This window comes from Leucobacter sp. 7(1), assembly GCF_900163635.1.
Taxonomy (GTDB): Bacteria; Actinomycetota; Actinomycetes; order Actinomycetales; family Microbacteriaceae; genus Leucobacter.
Window position 1 is genome coordinate 26,039 of record NZ_FUID01000061.1, and the last position, 20,139, is coordinate 46,177.

Genomic DNA, 20,139 nt, shown 5'->3' on the forward strand with positions numbered 1-20,139 from the left:
CGCCCGACCAGGGCTACGCCCGATCCGCGCGCTGTTCGATCTCGGTGCGCACAGTTGGGTCGGCGAGGTCTTCCGGGCCGAGTCCGGTCGCGGCAAACGCTGCACGGATCCGAGCGTCCCGAGTGCCGCTGTCGCGCCCCGCTTTCCAGTAGGCGGCGGCGAAGAGCTGGTCGCGGGGCTGCCCGCGTTCCACCAGCGACTTCCGCACAATCGAGACGACCCCCGCCTCTGCTGCAACCCAGGCCTGAGTTGACGTCCAGGAGGCATGATCCGCCCACGCGTCGAGCTGAGCGCGGAGTCTGGGCTCGTTCCAGCGCGCGCCCGTGTGCAAGGTGAGGCGCGCGCCTGGGGGCTCGGTGAGGAGCGCCGGCGCGTCGTGTGGGTCGGGCACCTGGAGTATCAGGCGCACCGCGTGGTCCGGCGGAATGCTGCGCAGGATCGACGCCGCGGCGGGGAGGGCGGTGGCGTCCGCGATGATCAGGTGTGCGTCTATTCCGGCACCCAGCACAAACTCGCGACGCACCGCGTAGACCTCGACTGTGTCGCCGACGCGAGCCGACGCGAGCCACGGGTCGATGATGCCGTCCGAGTGCCGCAGCACGTCGATGCAGAGTGAGGTCGGGTTCGGGCGGAGCGCGACAGTCATAGCGCGCAGGGCCGTCCCGCCCGCGGGGGACGGAACCGCGATCTTGACCGCGTCAGCGGGCAGCGTGGGGGAGTACGCCTGGAGTCCCGCCGCGGTCAAGGTGATCCGGGTGTAGGACGGGGCGATCTGCTCAAGACCGGTGAGCGTCGCGGAAACGATCACCGGGGCTGGGGCAGCTCGCGTGAGTTCACGAATGCCCGCGCGCAGGTTGCGGGCGGTGGCCGCGTTCACACTGTCACCGTCCCCGTCAGAGCGATGGTCTGGTGGGGCCGCCAGATCGCCGGATCCCGATGGGTGACGAAGATGAGCGAGCAGTCGAGGCCGACCAACACCTCAGCGATACGGCGTTCGGTCGATGCATCGAGCGCGGAGGTCGCCTCGTCCAGGATCAGGATGGGAGCGCGTTTCACGAGTGCACGCGCGATAGCGACCCGCTGACGTTCACCGCCGGAGAGACCCTGGCCGTGTGTGCCCACATCCTGATCCAGTCCGCGGGGATCCCGACCCAAGACCGCCCCGAGCTGAGCCGCGTGGGCGGCGGCGAGGAGCTCTTCGGTGTCTGCCCCGGGGCGCCCAATACGCAGATTCTCCGCGAGCGTGCCGGTGAACACAATGGGATCCTGCGGCACATACGCGACCTGGCTGGTCAACTCAGCCTCGTTGAGCTGGGTCAGATCCGTCCCGCCGAGCGTGATCGTGCCGGTGTCAGGGTCATCGAATCTGAGCAGGAGCCCGAGCAGGGTGCTCTTGCCCGAGCCACTAGGCCCAGCCACGTGAGCGCGTGTGTCCGCGGGGATCTGCGCGGTCACCCCGGAGAACGCCGGTGCCCGACCCACGTCGGTCAGCGTCAGCACGTGTCCGGAGTTTCGGCCCAGGACCTGCGAGTCGAGGCGTGCGGGGTGCGGCTGCCGAAGTGAGGGTGCCGCGGCGGCTGCCCGGTATGCAGCGGTGTGCGCACGGATCTCGCCCACCGCGATCCCGCTCAGCGCAAGATCATCGATCGGTGCACCGGCGCGGGTGGTGAGCACCAGGATCGCGAGCGCAAGCGCGGGATCGCCAAACCCTCCTGTCCCCACGAGGAAGATGAGCATTCCGGCCAATGGGGTCGCGCTTGCGAGCGCCGAAACGAGGGTTGCCGGAGCCGCCGCGCGATTGGTGCGAGCCATCGCTGCTTCGTGACCGGACCATGCCTGTTCTGCACGGGCGAGTGCGCGGGTCGGCCCCGCCGCGGTGCGGAGCAGTTCGAGGTGCTCCACGAGTTCCACAGTGCCCGCGGTTGCGGCGCGTTCATGGCGGTGCCGGGCGTCATCCGTGCGGGCAAGGCTGCGCTGCGCGCACACCTGCGCGGTGAGGGCGATCACGAGTAACGCGGCGAGAATCCCGGCTGTGGCCGCCCCCGCAACAACGCCAAGCGATACACACAGGAGGGCTGGGACGAGCGGGGCAAGGATGAGGGTCTGAAGTTGATGCGCGGGCACCCCCATGAGTGAGGGGATCGCCCGCCCCGCGGCGGCCGCAACGAGCGCGCGATGCTCGGCGGTGAACCAGGAGAGCTGAGCGCTTGCGAGCGCCGAGCCGAGTGACGCGTACAGGTCGCCCGCCAGGCGTGCCCCGGCGAGATAGCCGGCACGCGACACGAGCACGGTGAGCAGCATCGCGGCCGCCGCGGCCATCAGCACCGTGGCGACGCCCTGGCCATCTCGGATGGCCAGCGCGAGGATGGTGAATGCGCTCGCCTCGCCGAGTGCAACGAGTGCCCATCCCGCGCCGACCGAGACCAGCCGCCTCCGGGCGGCAGCAGGGAGTCCCGTGCGGTCAGCGCGATCCCGGTGAGCGGAGCCTGCGGTGAGCTGGGTATTGGGTGCGGCGCTGCGGGTCACCGGGTACCTCCTGCGTGAGTGGGCGAGGCGTGGGGGATATCGACGGGGGCTATCGTGACCCGCTGATCGGCGCGCGCCGCGAGTGCTGCGTCGTGGGTCACGACCACAACGGTGTGCCCGGCACGGGCGAGACTACTGAGCTCCTGCCACACTCGATCAGCGTTGCGCGCATCGAGGGCTCCGGTGGGCTCATCCGCGAGGATCACGCGCGCCGTCGTGAGGAACGCGCGGGCCAGGGCGAGCCGCTGGCGCTCGCCGCCGGACAGGATGTCCGCACTGGTGTCGAGGGGGATTTCGAGCCCAGCACGTGCAAGAGCGTCCCGGGCGCTCGCGTCGGTGGCGTGCGGGGCGAGAATGCTGAGGTTATCGCGGACGCTGCCGGGGAGTGGTGCGACGGCCTGAGGGATCAGCAGAACGGCGTCCGCGCGACCTCGTTCGGACAGTTTCGTGACCGGGGTTCCGCCGATTCGAACTTGCCCCTGAGTGGGAATGTCTAGGCCGGCGAGAATGCGCAGCAGGGTGGACTTTCCGGCCCCGCTGGGGCCGGTGACTGCCGTCAGTGAGGCGGCGGGGAATCGCGTGGTGAGAGGTGCCAGCAGCATCCGTCCGTCAGCGGAGTGGCTGAGCGCATCGACTTCCACGGTGACTGTGCCGGTGGGAGCTTCGGCGGCACCGTCGTCGAGTGTCGGTTCGGCCAGGAGCTCGCCGATGCGTGTCGCTGCGGCGCGGCCAGCGGCAACGTAATCGAGGCCATGCCCGAGCCGAAGTGCGGGGGTGACGATCGCGAGGCTGAGCAGGAGCGTCGCGGCGAGCACTTCGGGGCTGCGTCCCGCCCCCACCGCATACGCGATCGCCATACTAGCGACGGCCTGGAGCAGTGCGATCGCGATCGCGGCCGGTGTGGCGACGCGCCGGACCCAGGCCACCATGCCAGTGGTGAAGCGCTGAGTCGCATCGGAGTACTGCGCTAGCGCCCCAGCCCCGCCGCCGAAGCTACGAAAGACGCGGATCCCGCGCGCGTAGTCGTCTACGGCGGTCGTGATCTCACTCATCACCCGGCCACGCTCGGCTCCGTGCGCAGCGGAGAGCCGAGGCAACACCAGCAGGGAGATGACCGCCGCAAGCACGCCGGGGATCAAAGCAACGAGTGCGCTCGGGCCGGCAAGCGTGAGGAGAAGCGCGACCGCACAGGCCGGGATCACGATGAGGACGGCAAGCTCTGCGGGGAGATGGGCCACCATATGGTGCAGTGCGGCGACGTCCTCGGACACGAGACGACGTAGCCGATCAGTGGTGAAGTCACTGAGCCGAGTCGCTGGCAGCCGGAGCACGTGGGCGGCAACGGTGCGCCGCAGACGGGCCTCGAAGCGGGCTTCTGCGGCGTGGGCCAGCCACGATGCGCCAGAGGCGAGAAGTGCCGAGAGAAGGAGCGCGACGCAGACTCCGACAGCGCGCGCGGGTGTCGGATCGCCGATCATGCGCACCACCCCCCAAATCGCGCCGAGAGCGGATACCCCGGAGAGGGTCGCTCCCGACGTTGCGATGAGGAGCGCGGGCAGCGACGGACGCAGTGCCGGCAGGACGGATGGGTCGATCAGAGAGCGAGGTGGTGTCACATCCAGGAGTATACGCGTATAGTAAGGCTGTCCTAATCAACATCGGAGGAATGATTGAGCAAGCTCGAACCCGGCCGAATCCTCGACGAAGCCATGTCGATCATTGCCGTCGACGGAGAATCGGCGCTCGCCATGCGGCCGCTCGCAGCGCGCCTCGGCGTGACGCCGATGGCGCTCTATCGCTACTTCGCAGACCGCGACGCGCTGCTCGTCGCCCTCGTGGATCGTGTCTCACAAGACATCACATTGCCCGCGCCGAGCGCCGATCCCGTCGCCACCGCGGTCGAGCTTGCGCTGTGCCTGCACGACTTCTTGAGTGCCCACCCGTGGCTCATCCGCCTGATCTCGACGTGTCGGCTCGCAAGCCCGGCGGGAATGCAGTTCCCCGAGGGGTTCCTGGGCTGTGCCGCTCAGGCAGGTCTCACCGATGAGCAGGGGTTTGTGTTCTACCGCACGATATTCGCCACGATCCTCGGGCAGGCCACCATGAGCCATGCCCAGGCCGGCACATCTGAGATCCGGATCCCAGATCTCACGGCCGGACCTCCGGTTCCCGCCGTGTCGGCCCTCGCTCCGCGTTGGCCAGAGCTCGCCGCGGCAGCGTCGCCGCGCGCCGTGTTTCAGGCGATCGCCGCGACGCTCACCGCACCCGACGCGACGCCCCGCAGCGCGCACTAGTTCCTCATCCCCTACACCCGAACAGAAAGCAGCTCCGATGTCACGTTCTCCTCTCCGCCGCGGCCCCCTGCCAGCGCTCACCGCACTGCTCGCCAGCGCGCTCCTCCTGGGCGGTTGCGCCACCGGTCAGCCCACTCCCGCTGAGGAGGCTCCCGTGAGCGATGCAGGCTCGGTATTCCCCGTGACGCTCGACAACGCGTACGGCGAGGTCACCATCCCTGAGAAGCCCGAGCGCGTCGCCGCTCTCGGCTATGCGGACGTGGCGCTCGCCTCCGCACTCGGCGCGGAGGTCGTGGCCGCACCCGAATCTTTCACAAGTATCGCCGGGGCGGGAGACGAAAAGAACCTGCCCTACATTGACAAGTTGCCGGCCGACACGACCTGGGTCAACCCGATGAGCGTCAACGTCGAACAGCTTGCGGGCGCGCGGCCTGACGTGATCCTTGCCACCGCGGCGTTCACGCTAGACGAGGCGCTCTACCAGCAGCTCAGCGATATCGCCCCCGTCGTCACCTACAGCGACGCGCTTTACGCGGCCTCGAGTGAGGAGTCTGCTCAGCGGATCGGTACCGCCCTAGGCGAGTCTGCTGCCGCCGAGGAGCTGATCCAGCAGGCAGATGCCGCCGTGGCACAGCTCCAGCAGGACCTTCCGAACCTTGATGGCGGCACCTTCCTCTACGGTCAGGCACGTGACGGAGTTGTTGTCATGCTTGTCGAAGAATCGAACGTCACCGCCGGATTCATGCAGAAGCTCGGACTCGTCTCGCTGCCGGCGGTCACCGAATTGGGTGGGCAGGGATCGGTGCCCGGGGCGATCGACGTCAGCTTCGAGCAGGCACCACTCTTCAACGACGCCGGCGTGCTCTTCATGACGTACCAGTCGGACGCGCTGCAGGAGAAGTTTGAGCAAGATCCGATCGTGTCCAAGCAGCCGATCATGTCCCAGCGCTACGTCCCTGTGGGGCTCGAAGCAGCAACCGCGCTGCAGGATCCGAACGTCGTGTCCGTCCCGTGGCTGCTCGACGAGCTGCGTCCCGGGCTCGAACTCATTCCGGCGAAGTGACCCTCGCCCCGCCCCGATCGGCGCGCGCCGGAGCGGCGGCCGCGCAGCCGCCCGCCCGCGCGCAACTCCGCCGATTCGGGGCTGGGGCCGCGCTCCTGGTGGTTGTCGGTGCGCTCACGATGCTGAGCGTCGGCGTCGGTTCGCGCCCCGTCTCGCTCACGGAATTCGGTGCGCTCCTCGCCGGGAATGGTGGGATCGACCTCGACACGCTCGTGTGGGAGGTCCGGCTGCCCCGCACGCTCGCCGCGCTCCTTGTGGGCGCCGCTCTGGGGGCTGCCGGCGCGCTCATGCAGGGGATGACACGTAATCCGCTCGCGGACCCCGGGTTGCTTGGTGTGAGCGCCGGGTCGGCGTTTGCCGTGGTGCTCGGCATGAGCTGGTTTGGGCTGCGTTCGGCCACGGGAATCGCCGCCGTCGCCGTGTGCGGGGCCGCCGTAGTAACGGCGCTCGTGCTTGTCCTCGGCCTGCGCGGGGTGGCGGATGGCTCGCAGCTGATCCTTGCCGGAGTCGCGTTCAGTATGACGGTGTCAGGCATCCAAGCCGCGATGACGCTCCTGAACCCGCGCATGCTCGACGCGATGCGTTCCTGGTCGGCGGGATCCCTCGCGAGCCCCAACCTTGACGTTCTCATGCAGACGCTCCCGGTGTTTGCGGTGGGGGGAGTGCTCGCACTCACGCTCGCCCGCCCCCTCAACGCCCTCGCGTTGGGGGACGATCTGGCGCGGGGGCTCGGGAGTCATCCGCTGCTGACGCGGGCAGGCACGGGGCTCGCCACCGCCTGCCTCGTGGGTGCCGCCACAGCGGTGGCAGGACCCATCGGGTTTGTCGGGCTCATGGTGCCGCACCTGGTGCGGCCGTTCACGGGTCCCGATGCGCGGCGGGTGCTGATCGCCAGCGTGATGGCAGGGCCCGCGCTTGTCCTCGCCGCGGATGTGCTGGCACGAGTGGTGCTCTGGCCGGGAGAAATCCCCGTCGGTATTGTTTCCGCAGCGGTTGGTGCCCCCGTGCTCCTCATTCTTATCCGGAGGTCTCGATGAACCCGATCCCCCGCTCGCCGGGGGCGATTGCGCAGCCTGCGGTCCCCACGTCCCTGGGAGTTCCCGCGCCCGCGCGGGCCGGCGGGTGGCGCTGGGCAGCGGCGGTCGCGGCGCTGGTCGCCATCCTCCTCGGCGCGCTGGCCGCCGGGGACCTGCTTCTGAGCCCTGCGAAAGTGTGGGGCGCGCTCATCGGCACCGCGGATGATTTCACCTCGACCGTGGTGTTGTCGTGGCGGCTGCCGCGGGCGCTCGCGGCACTCGCGTTCGGGGCGGCGCTGGGTGCTGCGGGTTCGATCTTCCAAACCCTCACTCGCAACCCGCTGGGGAGCCCGGACGTGATCGGTTTCAACACGGGGGCCTATACCGGGGTGCTGTGTGTGCTCATGTTCATTCCGGCCCCAGGCTTTGTCACGCTGGCGGGCGCATCGCTGGCGGGCGGTCTGGGAGCAGCGCTCCTGGTCCTCGCGCTCGCTGCGCGGGCCGGGGTGGGCGGCAGGACGTTTATCCTTACGGGGATCGCGGTGAGCGCGATTCTCTCCGCCGTCAATACCTGGCTTGTGTATAAGACCGACACCGCAACAGCGACGGCGGGATCAATGTGGGCGGCGGGCACGCTCGACAACATGCGGTGGTCACAGATCCTGCCCGCGCTCGTGGCGCTCACAGCGACCGGGGTCGTGATCGCGGGGATCGCCCCCAAGCTGCGTATCTTGTCGCTGGGGGACGATCTCGCGCGGGCCCTGGGGCTTCGGGTGACGCTCACCCGGAACCTGTTCATCGTGTGTGCGGTGGCGCTCACCGCAGTGACCACGGCCGTCGCGGGTCCGATCATGTTTGTGGCGCTTGCGGCCCCGCATCTCGCGCGCTCACTCCTCCCGCGCACGGCGCCGGTCCTCGCGGCCGCACTGACGGGGGCCGTGCTGCTGAGCGTCGCGGATTGGATCGCGGCACACGCGTTCGCGCCCGTCCAGATTCCGGTGGGGGCCGTCACCGTGAGCCTGGGTGGGGCCTACCTCACACTGACGCTGCTGCGCCGCACGCGGTAGCCCCGAGCCGACGGGGGAGTCCTCACCCGGACTCACCCCGTCGCTTCCCGAGTCCCACCCCTAACGGGCGCGCTGCACCCGCCCCTCGTCCCACACAGGGGTATCGGATTCGGTGACTTCCCCGTCCTGACCGAACACGAGGAACCGATCGAAGTCGCGGGCAAACCAGCGATCGTGGGTCACCGCGAGCACCGTGCCGTCGAAGACACGCAGCGCCTGCTGGAGCGCTTCCGCCGAGACAAGATCAAGGTTGTCGGTTGGCTCGTCGAGGAGGAGGAGCGTGGCACCGCCCAGTTCGAGCAGCAGGATCTGGAGCCGCGCCTGCTGTCCGCCCGAGAGCGCGTCGAAGGTTTGCTCCGAGGCGCCCGCGAGCTCGTACCGGGCGAGCGCGCGGGCGGCCTGCTCGCGGGGGAGCCCCTGCCGGTGCTCATCGCCGCGGTGCAAAATGTCGAGCAGTGTGCGTCCCGCCAGATCCGGCCTGCCCTGGGTCTGCGCAAACCATCCGGGCCGCACGCGGGCGCCCAGTCGTGCCGTGCCATCGTGGAGGACCGGTTCGATCACCACATCGGTGCCCGGCCGGTTCTCCGCTTCGGGGTCCGTGCCGCCCGCGGCGAACAGCCGCAACAGGTGAGACTTGCCGGAGCCGTTTGATCCGAGGATCGCGACACGGTCCCCGTACCAAACCTCGAGGTCGAACGGGAACATCAAGCCGGTCAGCTCCAGCTCGCGACACACGATCGCCTTCTTCCCGGTGCGTCCGCCTGTGAGGCGCATCGCAAGATCCTGCTCCCGCGGCTGTTCCTCGGGCGGCCCAGCCGCTTCGAAGCGGGCGAGACGCGTCTGGGCGGCGTGGTACCGGCTCGCCATGCCGGCGTTGTAGGTGGCCTTGTCCTTGTACATCTGCACGAGGGTCTTGAGCTTCTGACGTTCCTCGTCCCAGCGTTTGCGGAGCTCTTCGAGCCGCTCAAAGCGGGCCGCCCTGGCTGCGTGGTAGCTCGCGAACGATCCGGGGTGCGTCCAGGCCGTATTGCCGGCGGCCCCCAGCTCCAGCGTCACGATCGCGGTTGCACTGCGCGCGAGCAGTTCGCGATCGTGACTAATGAAGAGCACGCTCTTGTCCGACGAGCGCAGGCGATCCTCCAGCCAGCGCTTTCCGGGAACGTCGAGGTAGTTGTCCGGCTCATCGAGGATGAGGACGTCGTCACTGCCGCGCAGCAGCGCCTCGAGCGCGAGTCGCTTCTGCTCGCCCCCCGAGAGCGAGGTGAGTGCGCGCTCGCGGCAGCGATCATAGGGAACGCCGAGGGCCGCGATCGTGCACACATCCCACAGCACTTCCGCGTCGTAGCCGCCCGCATCGCCCCACTCGGAGAGTACGCGCGCGTAGCTCATCTGGATTGCCTCCTCCCGGTCAGGGTCCGTGTTTTCGAGGAGCGCGTCTTCTGCGCGTTGCACCCGCGCTGCGGCGGCGCGGACAGCCGCGGGGGCGAACGAGAGTAGGAGCTCGTGCACGGTGCCTGAAGCGAAGAACTGGCGCATCACGCCGACGGTGCCGCCGCGGGACACGACGCCCTCGTCGGGGGTCACATCGCCGGTGACAATGCGCAGGAGCGTGGTTTTTCCGGCACCATTGGCACCGATCAGGCCGACCTTTGCGCCGTTGCCGACGCGGAAGCTGACATCACTCAGGAGCGGTCTGCCATCGGGCAGCGTGTAGCTGATGCCTGTGAGTTCGAGATGGGACATGCGGGTACTGCTTTCTTCCCCGAGAACGGTGGGGATGAGGGGTCTACGGGATCCGGGTGCGCGCCGGTGGCGGCGCTGCACGCGTTGGGTCGCGTGCGCGTGCGACCGGGTGATCCTGCATCGAGCGGGAACGCCGAGCGTGCGACAAGACGGGGGTGGCCACGAGGCCTCCTGTACTGCGTGCCCCGAGCGGCAAGTGCGCGAGGGGGTGGTCTGACGGGGGTCAGGAGGGGTCAGCGAAGACACCCTCCGTGGGGAACCCTGCGCGGATGAGACGCAGGCCCGTTAACCAAACGACAGGCGGTACACGCCACCAGACTATGGCGAACTCAGGTTCCGGCGCCAGCGGTCTTGCCAAAACTGGAAAAGCAGGGCGTCGAGGGAGTGCGTGAGTGGTGCTACGCCCAGCCCACGACGAGGCGCGCCGCCTGCTGCGGAATCGTCGGGTCGACACCGGTGACGTCCCGGAACTGTTGGAGCTGTTTGGAGACCGTATTTCGGTGGCAGAACAGCGCAGCAGCGGTGTCGCTGATGCTGCCCAAAGCGAGATAGCATCGCACTGTTTCGAGGAGCCGCTCACGTTTCGCCGCTGAGCCCTGGGCGAGTGCTGCCTCAACGTCCGCGATCACGGGCGATCCGGCGTCATCGAGCGCGCGCGCAGCCTGGCGGGCCCACCCACGTTCCCGGGTCATGGCCCCGGATTCGTCGGGGGTAAGGAGGAGTGCGAGTTCGCGGGCGCGAGCCGCGGCGGCGCGCAGCCCCGTGATTCCGTCCGGAGCCGGTGCCATTCCGACGCGCATGTCGCCCAAATGTGCTGCTGGATCCGCGTGCGTTCCGGTACCGCCTGGGTGCGCGGCAAGAAACACAATGAGAGCCCCATCCAGGTGGGAGAGCTGGCACATGACGCCGAACCGTTCAAGTTCGGCGACGCCGACACGGAGAGCGGGGATGTCGCCGCGCACCGCTGCGACGACGAGCAGAGGTTCGTCGACTCCGTAGCCACATTCGCTCGCGACGGCCGCGACCGCCTCGCGCTCCTCCCGGCTTCCGGGGGTGCTGTGAAACACGGCATCGATGATGTCGCGGCGCAGCGACGCAGACTCCTCTCGCATGCGTTGTGTTTCGGCAAGATACGCGCGCTGCGCTTGGCTCACCCATGCGTCGACGGTGCGCATCACCGCCCGAGTGCGGTGCACGATGAGCTGTGCGTCTGCGTCGTCAGCCACGGCGAGAAGGCCATCCCAGAGCACGGCAAAGTCGAGTTGCAGGGCTGCCATGAGCGAGCTGAGTTCGATGCCTGCCCGGGCGCGTGACACCCCAATTTCACTGGGAACTGTCACCGAGTTGTCGAGTGATCCGGTCCGCAGGGCACGCAGCAACACCTCCATTGAGAGCTCAGCAGTGCGTCGAATTTCAGAACGCGGGATCGGGGGCGACTGGTAGCCGTCGACCCGATCGACCCGAGGCAGGAGCGCCTCCGTGAGTGTTGCGGGATCGAGCCTGGCGAGGAGCTCCCGCCAGCGCTGCTCGTCTGCAGCGAGCGGGACTCGTGTGTCCGTCGTTGGATATGCCACCATGACCTCATCGTAGGTGCAGATGCCCCGCGAAACGCGGGAAACGGGGAGTGATTGCGTCTCGAAACGAGGCATATTGCCTGCCACGCTGAAGTACAGCCGGGCATCAGGGCGGCACACGACAGCGTGAACGAGGGGTACAGGATGGAATCGGCTGAGCAGAGCACAGGCACTCAGGGTTGCGCGTTCGAGCTTGTAGAGGCAAGCATCGATGAACTGCGTGCGGCCTACGAGACGGGGCAGGTCACCGTGACTCAGATCGTTGACCAGTACCTTGCCCGGATCGAGGCTTACGACCGAGGCCCGAATGGACTGCGCTCAATCGTGGTGATGGATCCGCGTGTCCGAGATGCAGCCGCGGAATCGGATCGGCGCTGGCGCGCGAGAACGCCGCGCGCGCTGGAGGGTATTCCGTTCACCGTCAAAGATTCCTACATGGCTGCAGGGCTGACCGTCGCGGCGGGATCTCCGGCCTTTGCCAGCCTTGTTGCGCAGTGGGATGCGTTCACAGTTGCGCAGCTCACTGCGGCCGGCGCGATCCTGATCGGCAAGACCAATATGCCGCCGATGGCGGATGGTGGGATGCAACGCGGGCTCTACGGTCGCGCGGAAAGCCCGTACAACCGGGACTTTCTTGCCGCCGCCTACGGCTCTGGATCTTCGAACGGTTCAGGGGTCTCGACCGCCGCAAACCTCGCCATGTTCGGGATGGGGGAGGAAACCGTGTCGTCCGGCCGGAGCCCCGCCGCGAACAACGCGCTGTGTGCCTACACCCCGTCCTGGGGCATCTTGTCGATCCGGGGAAACTGGCCGCTATTCCCCGCCCGCGATGTTGTGGTGCCGCACACGCGATCCATGCCCGACATGCTGCAACTTCTTGACGTGCTTGTGCAAGATGATCCCGAAACACGGGGTGATTTCTGGCGGCACCAACGCGTGGTCCCGATCCCGCGCCCCAGCGAACATCGGCCGGAGAGCTACCTGGCGCTGCAGGATCCCGGTGCGCTCGCGGGGAAACGCATCGCGGTACCCGCGATGTATTTGGGTGAGGATCCACACTACCCACTCGACGTCCGGCCCTCGATCCTGCAGCTCTGGGGCGCCGCGCGAGCGCGGCTCGAGCAGCTCGGGGCTGAGGTTGTGGTGAGCGACTTCTCGCTGATGACTCGGTATGAGGGCGACCGGCCTGGGCAGAAGTTCTTGGGGACGCTGGGAAATCTCCCGTCGGGCTGGTCGGATTTTGAGTTCACCCACCTGCTCGCATTTGGCTGGGACGACTTCCTTCGGGCAAACGGCGACCCGCAGATCCCCGCACTCGGTGGGGTGGACTCGGCGCAGATCTACCCCACGCCGCCGGGAGCGCTGCCGGATCGCTACGAACGGGTGGGCGATCACAGCGACCGGTTCCGCAGCGTCGTCGAGGCTGCGCGGCGCGGGATCCCCGATCCGCGCGAGCACCCGGACTTCGCGCGGGGAGTGCACGCCATCATCGAGCTGCGCGAGGAACTCTTCGAAACGTGGCTCGAGGAGCAGGGCTTCGACGCGGTCGTATTCCCCTCGCACGCTGACGTGGGGCCCGCGAATGCGGACACGGACGAGGCCGCAGCAGACATCGCGTGGGCCAACGGGGTACGGTTCTCGCACGGCAACTATGCGCTGCGTCACATCGGACTCCCCACGGTGACTGTGGCGATGGGGGTGATGGCCGACATCGGGATGCCCGTGGGACTCACGTTCGTTGGGGCTGCCTATGACGATCCGGCGCTACTCGGCTACGCCGCCGCGTTCGAGGCGGGCGGGAACGGTTCGCTGCGGCGAGCACCGGAGCTCGGGCAGCGGGGAGCGTGTGTGGCACCGAGCCAGCGCGTGCCGTGGCGATAGAGTTCCAGTACCCAGTCCTTCCCGCACGGGAGCGTTCGGCCGTCAACGGCTGTGGTGCGATCGTGCCTGCAGAATCTAGGAGAGCGCGTGGTCGTCTTAGCCGCAGGTTCCCATCCAGAGCGAGCGCGTATTGGTTCGAAACTGCGGCGAGCACGAATTTCTCAGCACCTGACGATGAAGCAGGTTGCGGAATCGAGCGGAGTGACCGAGGGCTTCCTGAGTCGGCTCGAGCGGGATCTCACCTCGCCCAGCGTCGCAACCTTGATGACTGTGTGTCAAGTGCTGCACCTCGACGTGGGTGAGTTGCTCTCGCACACAGAGGTCGCGCGCGTGAGCTGGGAAGATGCCCCCAAGCTCATTGAAGCCGAACCAGGGGTGCAGGAACGCCTATTGACGCCGCGATCCGAATCGAGATTGCAGGTTATTCATAGTCAGTTTGCGCCGGGAGCGTCCGGAAACGCGCTCGATTACTCAGTGAACACTCCGCTGCACTTTGTGCACGTGCTCGAGGGGGAGCTCACCGTGTTTCTGCACGATGAGGACTGGACACTGCGCGCGCAAGACTCTCTGACCCTGGACGGGCGAGATCTGCATCGCTGGCAAGCCTCGGCGTCCTTGGGTGCCACCGTGATTTGGTGCCTCGCCCGGACAGTCGCCCCCTGACCCGAAAGGGCATCTGAGCCGGGGGTCGAAGGCCCGGCAAGTTCGTGAGCGCTGAAAACGTTCATCGCCCGTGCTCCTTTCCTTGGATTCAGCTCACCGACGATGAGTCTGGCTCGCAAGAGCGAAATGCAGCCCTCCGGGCTCAGCTATGCGGTCTCCCAGGGAGTGGGGCCAGAACGCGTGGACATCGGCAATTGGCGTCCCAGTTTGAGAGTAAATGAGTCCCACTGGTGCCCCCGATCGCCTGCTGCGGATCGCCGCGGCGGCAAGTTCCCCTTGTCATGTAGGTTTCGCTTGCGGACAACTTGTCCTATAGTAAATAATTATTAACCTGCACGCACTATCGGCAAAGGGGCCCAATATTGAACATCCAGGAAACGCAGCGCGGTGAGAACCAACTCGCCGCGGGGGCGATCAGTCTGCCGGAGCTTGTGTTCACCGCTCTGGCGACACTCGCTCCGCTCACGCTCGTCGCGGCGGTCATGCCGCTCCACTTCCTCGTCGGCGGTGCCGCTGTCCCGGGGGCGTACCTCATTGCCGCGGGCGTCATGGCGCTGTTTGCCGTCGGACTGAACACCGTCCTGAAATACCTCCGCAGCTCGGGGGCGTTCTACACGATCATCGCCCGCGGTCTCGGCAAAACCACCGGCACCGTCTCCGCGATGCTCGCCGTGCTCGCCTACAACGCCCTGCAGATCTCTACCTACGGGGTTATCGGTACCTACGCGGCGAGCAGCTTCGCGAGCTGGTTCGGCATCTCGCTGCCCTGGTGGTCTTACGCGCTCGTGACTCTCGTGATCGTCGGAATCCTGGGCTACCGCGGCATCACAGCGAGCGCCAAGATCCTCGGGGTCGTGCTGATCCTCGAGATCCTCGCACTTATCGTGCTCGCGATTGTGGTGCTCGCCGCCCCCGAGATCGGTGCGGTGCCCGGTGAAATCTACAGCCCTGGCCTGGTGCTGCACCCCAGCACGCTTGCGATGTTCGCGCTGGTGTTCGGCGCGTTCATGGGCTTCGAATCAACTTCAATCTACTCCGAAGAGGTGCGGGGCGGAGCACGCACCGTGCGCCGGGCCACATACATCGTGGTCGCGTTCATCGGTGTGTTCTACAGCCTGATGGCGCTGATCGTCGTGACCGCGTACGGCGCAGACGGGATCACCGGTGCTGCCGGGAACGACCTCGAGGGCCTCGTCACCAACCTATTTGCGCGACTCACCCACCCGTGGGTGTTCGAGATCGTCAATATCCTGCTGATCCTGAGCGCCTTTGCGGCTCTGCTCGCGCTGCACAACGCCTCAAACCGCTACGTCTACACCCTAGGCCGGGAACGAATCCTGCCCCACGTGTTCGGGCGCACCCACTCCCGCACGTACTCGCCCTGGGCAGCGGGGCTCCTGCAGAGCGCGCTCGGGCTGATCGTCATCATCGTGTGTGCGGTGGGCCGGATCGACCCCTACACGGTGCTCCTGCTCGTTGGCAGCGCGCTCGGGTTCCTTGCCATTATCGTGCTGTGGTCGCTGTGCTCCCTCGCCAGCCTCGTATACCTGCGCCGGGTCCACCCGGAAGAGGGGGTCTGGCGCACGCTGATCGCCCCCGGTCTGGCCTGGGTCGCGCTCACGTTCATCGCGGTGCTCGTCATCACTAACTTTGACCTATTCACCGGGGGCGACACCACGGTCAACGTCATCGTGTGGGGTCTCGCTGTGGTCGCGATCCTGGGCGGTCTCTGGCGCGGACTCTACCTGCGCCGCCGCCGCCCCGAAATCTACCGAGATATGGCCGCGACCACCGAGATATCCGTGGTGCCCTAGCACCACGCCCATCGTCGCGCGCCGCACATGCGGCCGCACGCACTCCGAGGTACGTAAAGGAAAGACACGTTTTGACGACCCACAGCCCGGCCGGATACTTCCCGGTTGACCTCACTCACGCATACAATGCCCCCGTCGATTTGTTCGAGGATCCCCAGGACGTCACACTCGGCCAGCGTGTACTGCACGGCCTGCCGTTCAGCTTTGGCACCGCCCAGCACGCGGTCGTGCGCGCCACCCCGGGCGCACACGTCGACATGAACGTGGAGGGCATCGCGACCTCCCTGGTGTTCGCGCACGCTGTCCTCGAAACCGACTTGTACTCTGGCGGTTCGATCGGGGAGCACGTAGGGGCCTACCTCGTCACCTACGCGGACGGTAGCGAAGTGGAAATCTCGCTGTCGCAGCGGTTCGAGATCGGCCCCACCCCGCGCAAGTGGCTCGGCCACGTCACGCCGCTCGACTGGGGACAGACCCCGTTTCTGGCGGTGAACGACGCCGAACACGAGCTCATGGAGCGGGTGTGTGGCCGGTTCGACACAGCCGGCGCGCGCCTCGTGGAGATCGAGGATCCGCAGTCCCGCGTGCCCTACCTGCTGCCGTACCGGTTCTACCTGTGGGCCTGGCAGAACCCGCACCCCGAGCTCGCGATCGCTCGAGTTCGCCTGAGCGGCGGCGAGAAGCACACGCTGCTCCTCGGGGCGATCACCCGGAGCACCCTGGCCGAGGAACCCCTGAACCGGGCCGTGGAGCGCGAAATGCTCATCCAGTTGACCGGCGTGGAGATGGACGAGACTGTCGAGGTGGCGGTGGACCGCGGCACCGCGCAGTACGTGTACCGTACCCACCGCACCCCGGACAAGGTCCGCACTGGGGTCTTCGGTTGGGGGAGCGCCCACTCGGAGCCCGGATCAGGGTATGTGCGCGTGGCCGCCGCGCCGTCGGCCACAATCATGATCATGCGTGCCGACGCCGTGCTCGCCGAGTTCATCTGGGGTGACCTTGTCGCGGCAGACACCCTCCGCCTCACCGAGCAGGTCTCGGTGGCGCTCCCCTCCGCGGACCGCAGCTGGGTGCGAGGCAGCATTCGCGACGCCGACACCGGCCAGCCCGTTGCGGCTCGCGTGCGCTTCGAATCCGCCGACGGAATCCCCTACGCGCCGTACGGGCACCACGCACACATCAACTCGGACGGCAGCACCTGGAATCTCGACATCGGCGGGGACGTACGCCTCGGCGCCAGCACGTACGCGTTCGCGGACGGCCGGTTCGAGGGCTGGCTCCCGAACGGTGAGATCACGGTTGAGGTGGTGCGCGGCTTCACCTATGAACCGTTCCGGGGCTCCATCACAGTCTCGGCCGAGCAGACAAGCTTCGATATTCAGCTGACCCGTCGCTTCAACCCACTAGAGCGCGGCTACGTTGGCGGTGACACCCACGTCCACTTCGTGTCGACCAAGGGGGCAGAACTCGAGGCGCGCGCCGAGGACGTGCAGATCGTGAACTTGCTGCAGACCCAGTGGGGGCAGCTGTTCACCAGCACCGAGGAGTTCAGCGGCCGACCCGAATACTCCCTGGAGCGGGAGGCCGTAGTGTTTACCGGCCAGGAGAACCGGACCAACATGCTCGGGCACATCAACCTACTCGGGCTGAGCGAGCCGATCATGCCCTGGTGCACCGGCGGATCCGAGGAAGCGGAGCTGGGGGGTGGCCTCGAAACGACGCTCTCCCACTGGGCCGACGAGTGCCACGCACAGGGCGGCACCGTCGTGCTGGCCCACTTCCCGGTTCCCTACGGGGAGACCGCGGCTCTGCTCGCGACTGGACGGCTCGACGCCGTGGAGTCCATCGGTTTCGACCACTACAACATGGGCGAGTACTACAAGTACCTCAATGCGGGATTCCAGATCCCCATCGCCGCGGGCACCGACAAGATGACCGCTGAGGTGCCGATCGGCATGCTCCGCACCTACGCCGGTGTGCCGTCCAAGACCCCCGACTACTGGGAGTGGTGCCAGGGCATCAAGAACGGCGACACCATGATCACGAGCGGCCCGCTGCTCTGGGTCACCGTGGACGGCGCTGCTCCCGGGCAGACGCTCACGCGCAGCCGTGGTAACCGGATCACCGTCGCGGGCGAGCTCGAGACAATCTTCCCCGTCACCGAGGTGGAAGTGCTGCTCAACGGCGTCGTGCAGGCCCGGATCCCCGTCGCCGCGCAGGGCGGCACTGCCTCCTTCGCGCACGACCTCGAGGTAACCGAAGACTCCTGGGTGGCGGTGCGCTGCTTTGGCGCGAACGACGCACGTCACCACGACACGTGGGACCGCGTGGTCTTTGCCCACACCTCACCCGTGTACGTCACCACGCAGGGCGAGTACCAGCGCTTCAACGAGCACACGATCAAGAACATGCTCCGGATCGTGGACGGGGCACGGCGCTATGTCGTGGAACGCGGGCGCACCCAGTGGGCGGGCTCGGTCACGCACAGGCACACCCACCCCGACCACGAGGCGTTCCTCGTGGCACCGCTCGACGAGGCCACGCGCACACTCACCGAACTGATCCGCACGCACACCTCCTAGCCACGGGAACGAACACCGAGGAAGACATCATGACTGCATCACTGGCATACCTCTCCGCAACGGAGGCGCTCTCCCGGTTCGCCGCGGGCACGCTGCGGCCCTCAGAACTCCTGGAAGTGCTGCTCCGGCGCATCGCCACCGAGAACCCCAAGGTCAACGCGTTCACCGCGATCTACGCGGACGAGGCTCGGGCCGCGGCGCTCGCCGCGGACCAGCGCTATCAGGACGGCACCGCGCGCCCTCTCGAGGGCATCGCCCTCGCCGTAAAGGACAACGTTCCGATCACCGGTCACACCGTGACCTACGGATCGAAGCTCTACAAGGACAACGTCACCCCGGACACCCACCCCGGTGTAGCGCGGCTCCTCGACGCCGGCGCGATCGTGATCGGGCGCACCACGATGCCCGAGTTCGGCGAGGCCGGCAACTGCTACACCCCGCTCTGGGGCACCACGCGTAACCCGTGGAACACGGAGTACGGTCCGGGTGGATCCTCCTCCGGTGCGGCGGTTGCGCTCGCCGCGGGCATGACCACCCTCTCGGACGGTTCCGACATCGGGGGATCGATCCGGATCCCCGCCTCCTGCTGCGGGGTGTACGGGTACAAGGCCCCCTACGGCCGAAACCCGAACGACCTGCCGAACACCTTCGATCCCTACATGCACTACGGCCCGCTCGCGCGCGCAGTCAACGACGTGCGCCTCATGCAGAGCATCATCGCGGGCCGTCACGTCGACGACATTGGCACCGTCGCAGAAGTGGTGGATTACACCGAGGTTGCTGACGTGTCGAACTGGCGGATCGCGTATTCGGTCGACCTCGGCTACTTCCCCGTAGACGCTGAGGTGCGGGCCAACCTGCTCGCCTTGGTCGAGGGGCTCCGCAAGCTCGGATGCGCCGTCGAAGAGGTCTCCCTCGACTGGGGTACTGAGGTGTACGACGCATGGGTCGCGACGAACTCGAGCCGCGGATCCGCGGCCCGGTTTGTGCACGACTTCGATCGAGATCGCCACCAACTCTCCGACTACGCCGAAGACATGATCGAGAAGGGCAAGGACCTCTCCTCGGCAGACCTCATCGAGGCGCTCGAGGTGCACGTCGATATGTACCGGGAGCTTGGCCCCATCCTCGAACGGTACGACGCGTTCCTCTGCCCTACGACAGCCCTGCCCTCCGTCCCGGCGGAGCGGTCCCCGCTCGACATTGATATTGAGATCAATGGCGAGGTAGTCCCGCCGAAGGTGGGCGAAGCTTGGTTCATGACCTACCCGTTCAACTCGCTCGCGCAGCTCCCCGTGCTGAGCGTGCCGAGCGGCGTTTCCAGCTCGGGCGTGCCCACCGGCGTGCAGATCGTGGGCCGTTCCTACGCGGATACCCGCGTGCTTTCCCTCGCGAACGCGCTCGAAACCCACGTGTACGCCACGGACTTCTCCGTGCTCTCAGAAGGGGTGTGACCACCGTGTATACCGTTGCAGATATTGTCGCCGTCCACTCCAGCACGCTGGCCGGGTCCACCCCGCCGGTCGAGTCCTACGACCGCGTGAGTCCGGGCTGGCAGGAGTCCGAACACCGCGTGGAGATGGGTGCCCCCGCCGTCGAGGGTGGGTACTGGGTCGGTGAGCCCGGTTCGGTCGCATTCGACTCGTGGCCCTACAACGAGTTGTGCGTCATCCTGTCGGGCCGCGTCGCCGTGGAAGACAGCACCGGGGTGCGCCTCGAATGGGGCGCGGGGGAATCGTTCCAGATTCCCCAGGGCTTCTCTGGCGTGTGGCACACGCTGGAGCCCACCGAGAAAGTGTTTGTCGGGGTGACCTCCGCGTAGGCCGCGGAGGTTCGGCCGCTTCCGTGCACGACGCTGGTTCGCTGGAGACCGTAACCGTCCTGAACCGTGCGCGGGGCCAGCGCAGTGCGTA

General features: G+C 67.3%; 15 protein-coding genes. 10 read left to right on the top strand and 5 right to left on the bottom strand.

Annotated features, from left to right (window positions below):
- Positions 1 to 13: 13 nt before the first annotated feature.
- From FM113_RS11400 to FM113_RS11410, 3 genes are read right to left on the bottom strand one after another with little or no spacing between them, the layout of a single operon-like run.
- Positions 14 to 877 (bottom strand): siderophore-interacting protein, encoded by an 864-nt coding sequence (locus FM113_RS11400; protein WP_087014776.1) that lies wholly within the window; start codon positions 875 to 877, stop codon positions 14 to 16.
- On the bottom strand, positions 874 to 2,526 hold the full coding sequence (locus FM113_RS11405; RefSeq protein ID WP_217896003.1) for an ATP-binding cassette domain-containing protein: 1,653 nt from the start codon (positions 2,524 to 2,526) through the stop codon (positions 874 to 876). The genes FM113_RS11400 and FM113_RS11405 overlap by 4 nt, the downstream gene beginning before the upstream one ends.
- Positions 2,523 to 4,142, bottom strand: coding sequence for an ABC transporter ATP-binding protein (locus FM113_RS11410; RefSeq protein WP_176387195.1), 1,620 nt, complete (start codon positions 4,140 to 4,142; stop codon positions 2,523 to 2,525). Before FM113_RS11410 ends, FM113_RS11405 begins: the two co-directional genes overlap by 4 nt.
- A gap of 54 nt (positions 4,143 to 4,196) precedes the next feature.
- On the opposite strand from FM113_RS11410, the gene FM113_RS11415 reads away from it, so the two are divergent.
- From FM113_RS11415 to FM113_RS11430, 4 genes are read left to right on the top strand one after another with little or no spacing between them, the layout of a single operon-like run.
- Entirely contained in the window at positions 4,197 to 4,820 is a 624-nt protein-coding gene (locus FM113_RS11415; protein WP_087014780.1) for a TetR/AcrR family transcriptional regulator, read from the top strand.
- A 37-nt stretch (positions 4,821 to 4,857) separates the two neighbouring features.
- Positions 4,858 to 5,883 carry an ABC transporter substrate-binding protein gene (locus tag FM113_RS11420; RefSeq protein ID WP_087014782.1) on the top strand — a complete coding sequence of 342 codons (1,026 nt, stop codon included), beginning with the start codon at positions 4,858 to 4,860 and terminating at the stop codon, positions 5,881 to 5,883.
- The gene (locus tag FM113_RS11425; protein WP_254908983.1) at positions 5,880 to 6,920 is read left to right on the top strand and encodes an iron ABC transporter permease; all 1,041 of its coding nucleotides are present in this window, start codon (positions 5,880 to 5,882) and stop codon (positions 6,918 to 6,920) included. The genes FM113_RS11420 and FM113_RS11425 overlap by 4 nt, the downstream gene beginning before the upstream one ends.
- Positions 6,917 to 7,966, top strand: a complete 1,050-nt coding sequence (locus FM113_RS11430; RefSeq protein ID WP_087014784.1) for an iron chelate uptake ABC transporter family permease subunit — start codon at positions 6,917 to 6,919, stop codon at positions 7,964 to 7,966. The genes FM113_RS11425 and FM113_RS11430 overlap by 4 nt, the downstream gene beginning before the upstream one ends.
- Positions 7,967 to 8,026: 60 nt before the next feature.
- Here FM113_RS11430 and FM113_RS11435 read toward each other — a convergent pair whose 3' ends face one another.
- Both FM113_RS11435 and FM113_RS11440 read right to left on the bottom strand, forming a co-directional pair.
- A complete protein-coding gene (locus FM113_RS11435) occupies positions 8,027 to 9,709 on the bottom strand; it encodes an ABC-F family ATP-binding cassette domain-containing protein (protein WP_087014786.1) in 1,683 nt (560 codons plus the stop codon).
- Positions 9,710 to 10,107: 398 nt separating this feature from the next.
- Complete coding sequence (locus FM113_RS11440) at positions 10,108 to 11,286, bottom strand: helix-turn-helix domain-containing protein (RefSeq protein ID WP_087014787.1); 1,179 nt, start codon at positions 11,284 to 11,286, stop codon at positions 10,108 to 10,110.
- A gap of 141 nt (positions 11,287 to 11,427) precedes the next feature.
- On the opposite strand from FM113_RS11440, the gene FM113_RS11445 reads away from it, so the two are divergent.
- The 6 genes from FM113_RS11445 (at position 11,428) to FM113_RS11470 (ending at position 20,048) form a co-directional block, all read left to right on the top strand.
- Entirely contained in the window at positions 11,428 to 13,164 is a 1,737-nt protein-coding gene (locus FM113_RS11445; protein ID WP_087014789.1) for an amidase, read from the top strand.
- A gap of 87 nt (positions 13,165 to 13,251) precedes the next feature.
- Positions 13,252 to 13,827 carry a helix-turn-helix transcriptional regulator gene (locus FM113_RS11450; protein ID WP_176387196.1) on the top strand — a complete coding sequence of 192 codons (576 nt, stop codon included), beginning with the start codon at positions 13,252 to 13,254 and terminating at the stop codon, positions 13,825 to 13,827.
- A 362-nt stretch (positions 13,828 to 14,189) separates the two neighbouring features.
- Positions 14,190 to 15,641 carry an APC family permease gene (locus FM113_RS11455; protein ID WP_176387197.1) on the top strand — a complete coding sequence of 484 codons (1,452 nt, stop codon included), beginning with the start codon at positions 14,190 to 14,192 and terminating at the stop codon, positions 15,639 to 15,641.
- A 71-nt stretch (positions 15,642 to 15,712) separates the two neighbouring features.
- On the top strand, positions 15,713 to 18,226 hold the full coding sequence (locus tag FM113_RS11460; RefSeq protein ID WP_087014796.1) for a CehA/McbA family metallohydrolase: 2,514 nt from the start codon (positions 15,713 to 15,715) through the stop codon (positions 18,224 to 18,226).
- Positions 18,227 to 18,255: 29 nt separating this feature from the next.
- A complete protein-coding gene (locus tag FM113_RS11465) occupies positions 18,256 to 19,680 on the top strand; it encodes an amidase (protein WP_087014798.1) in 1,425 nt (474 codons plus the stop codon).
- On the top strand, positions 19,677 to 20,048 hold the full coding sequence (locus FM113_RS11470) for a cupin domain-containing protein (RefSeq protein ID WP_087014801.1): 372 nt from the start codon (positions 19,677 to 19,679) through the stop codon (positions 20,046 to 20,048). The genes FM113_RS11465 and FM113_RS11470 overlap by 4 nt, the downstream gene beginning before the upstream one ends.
- Positions 20,049 to 20,139 lie beyond the last annotated feature (91 nt).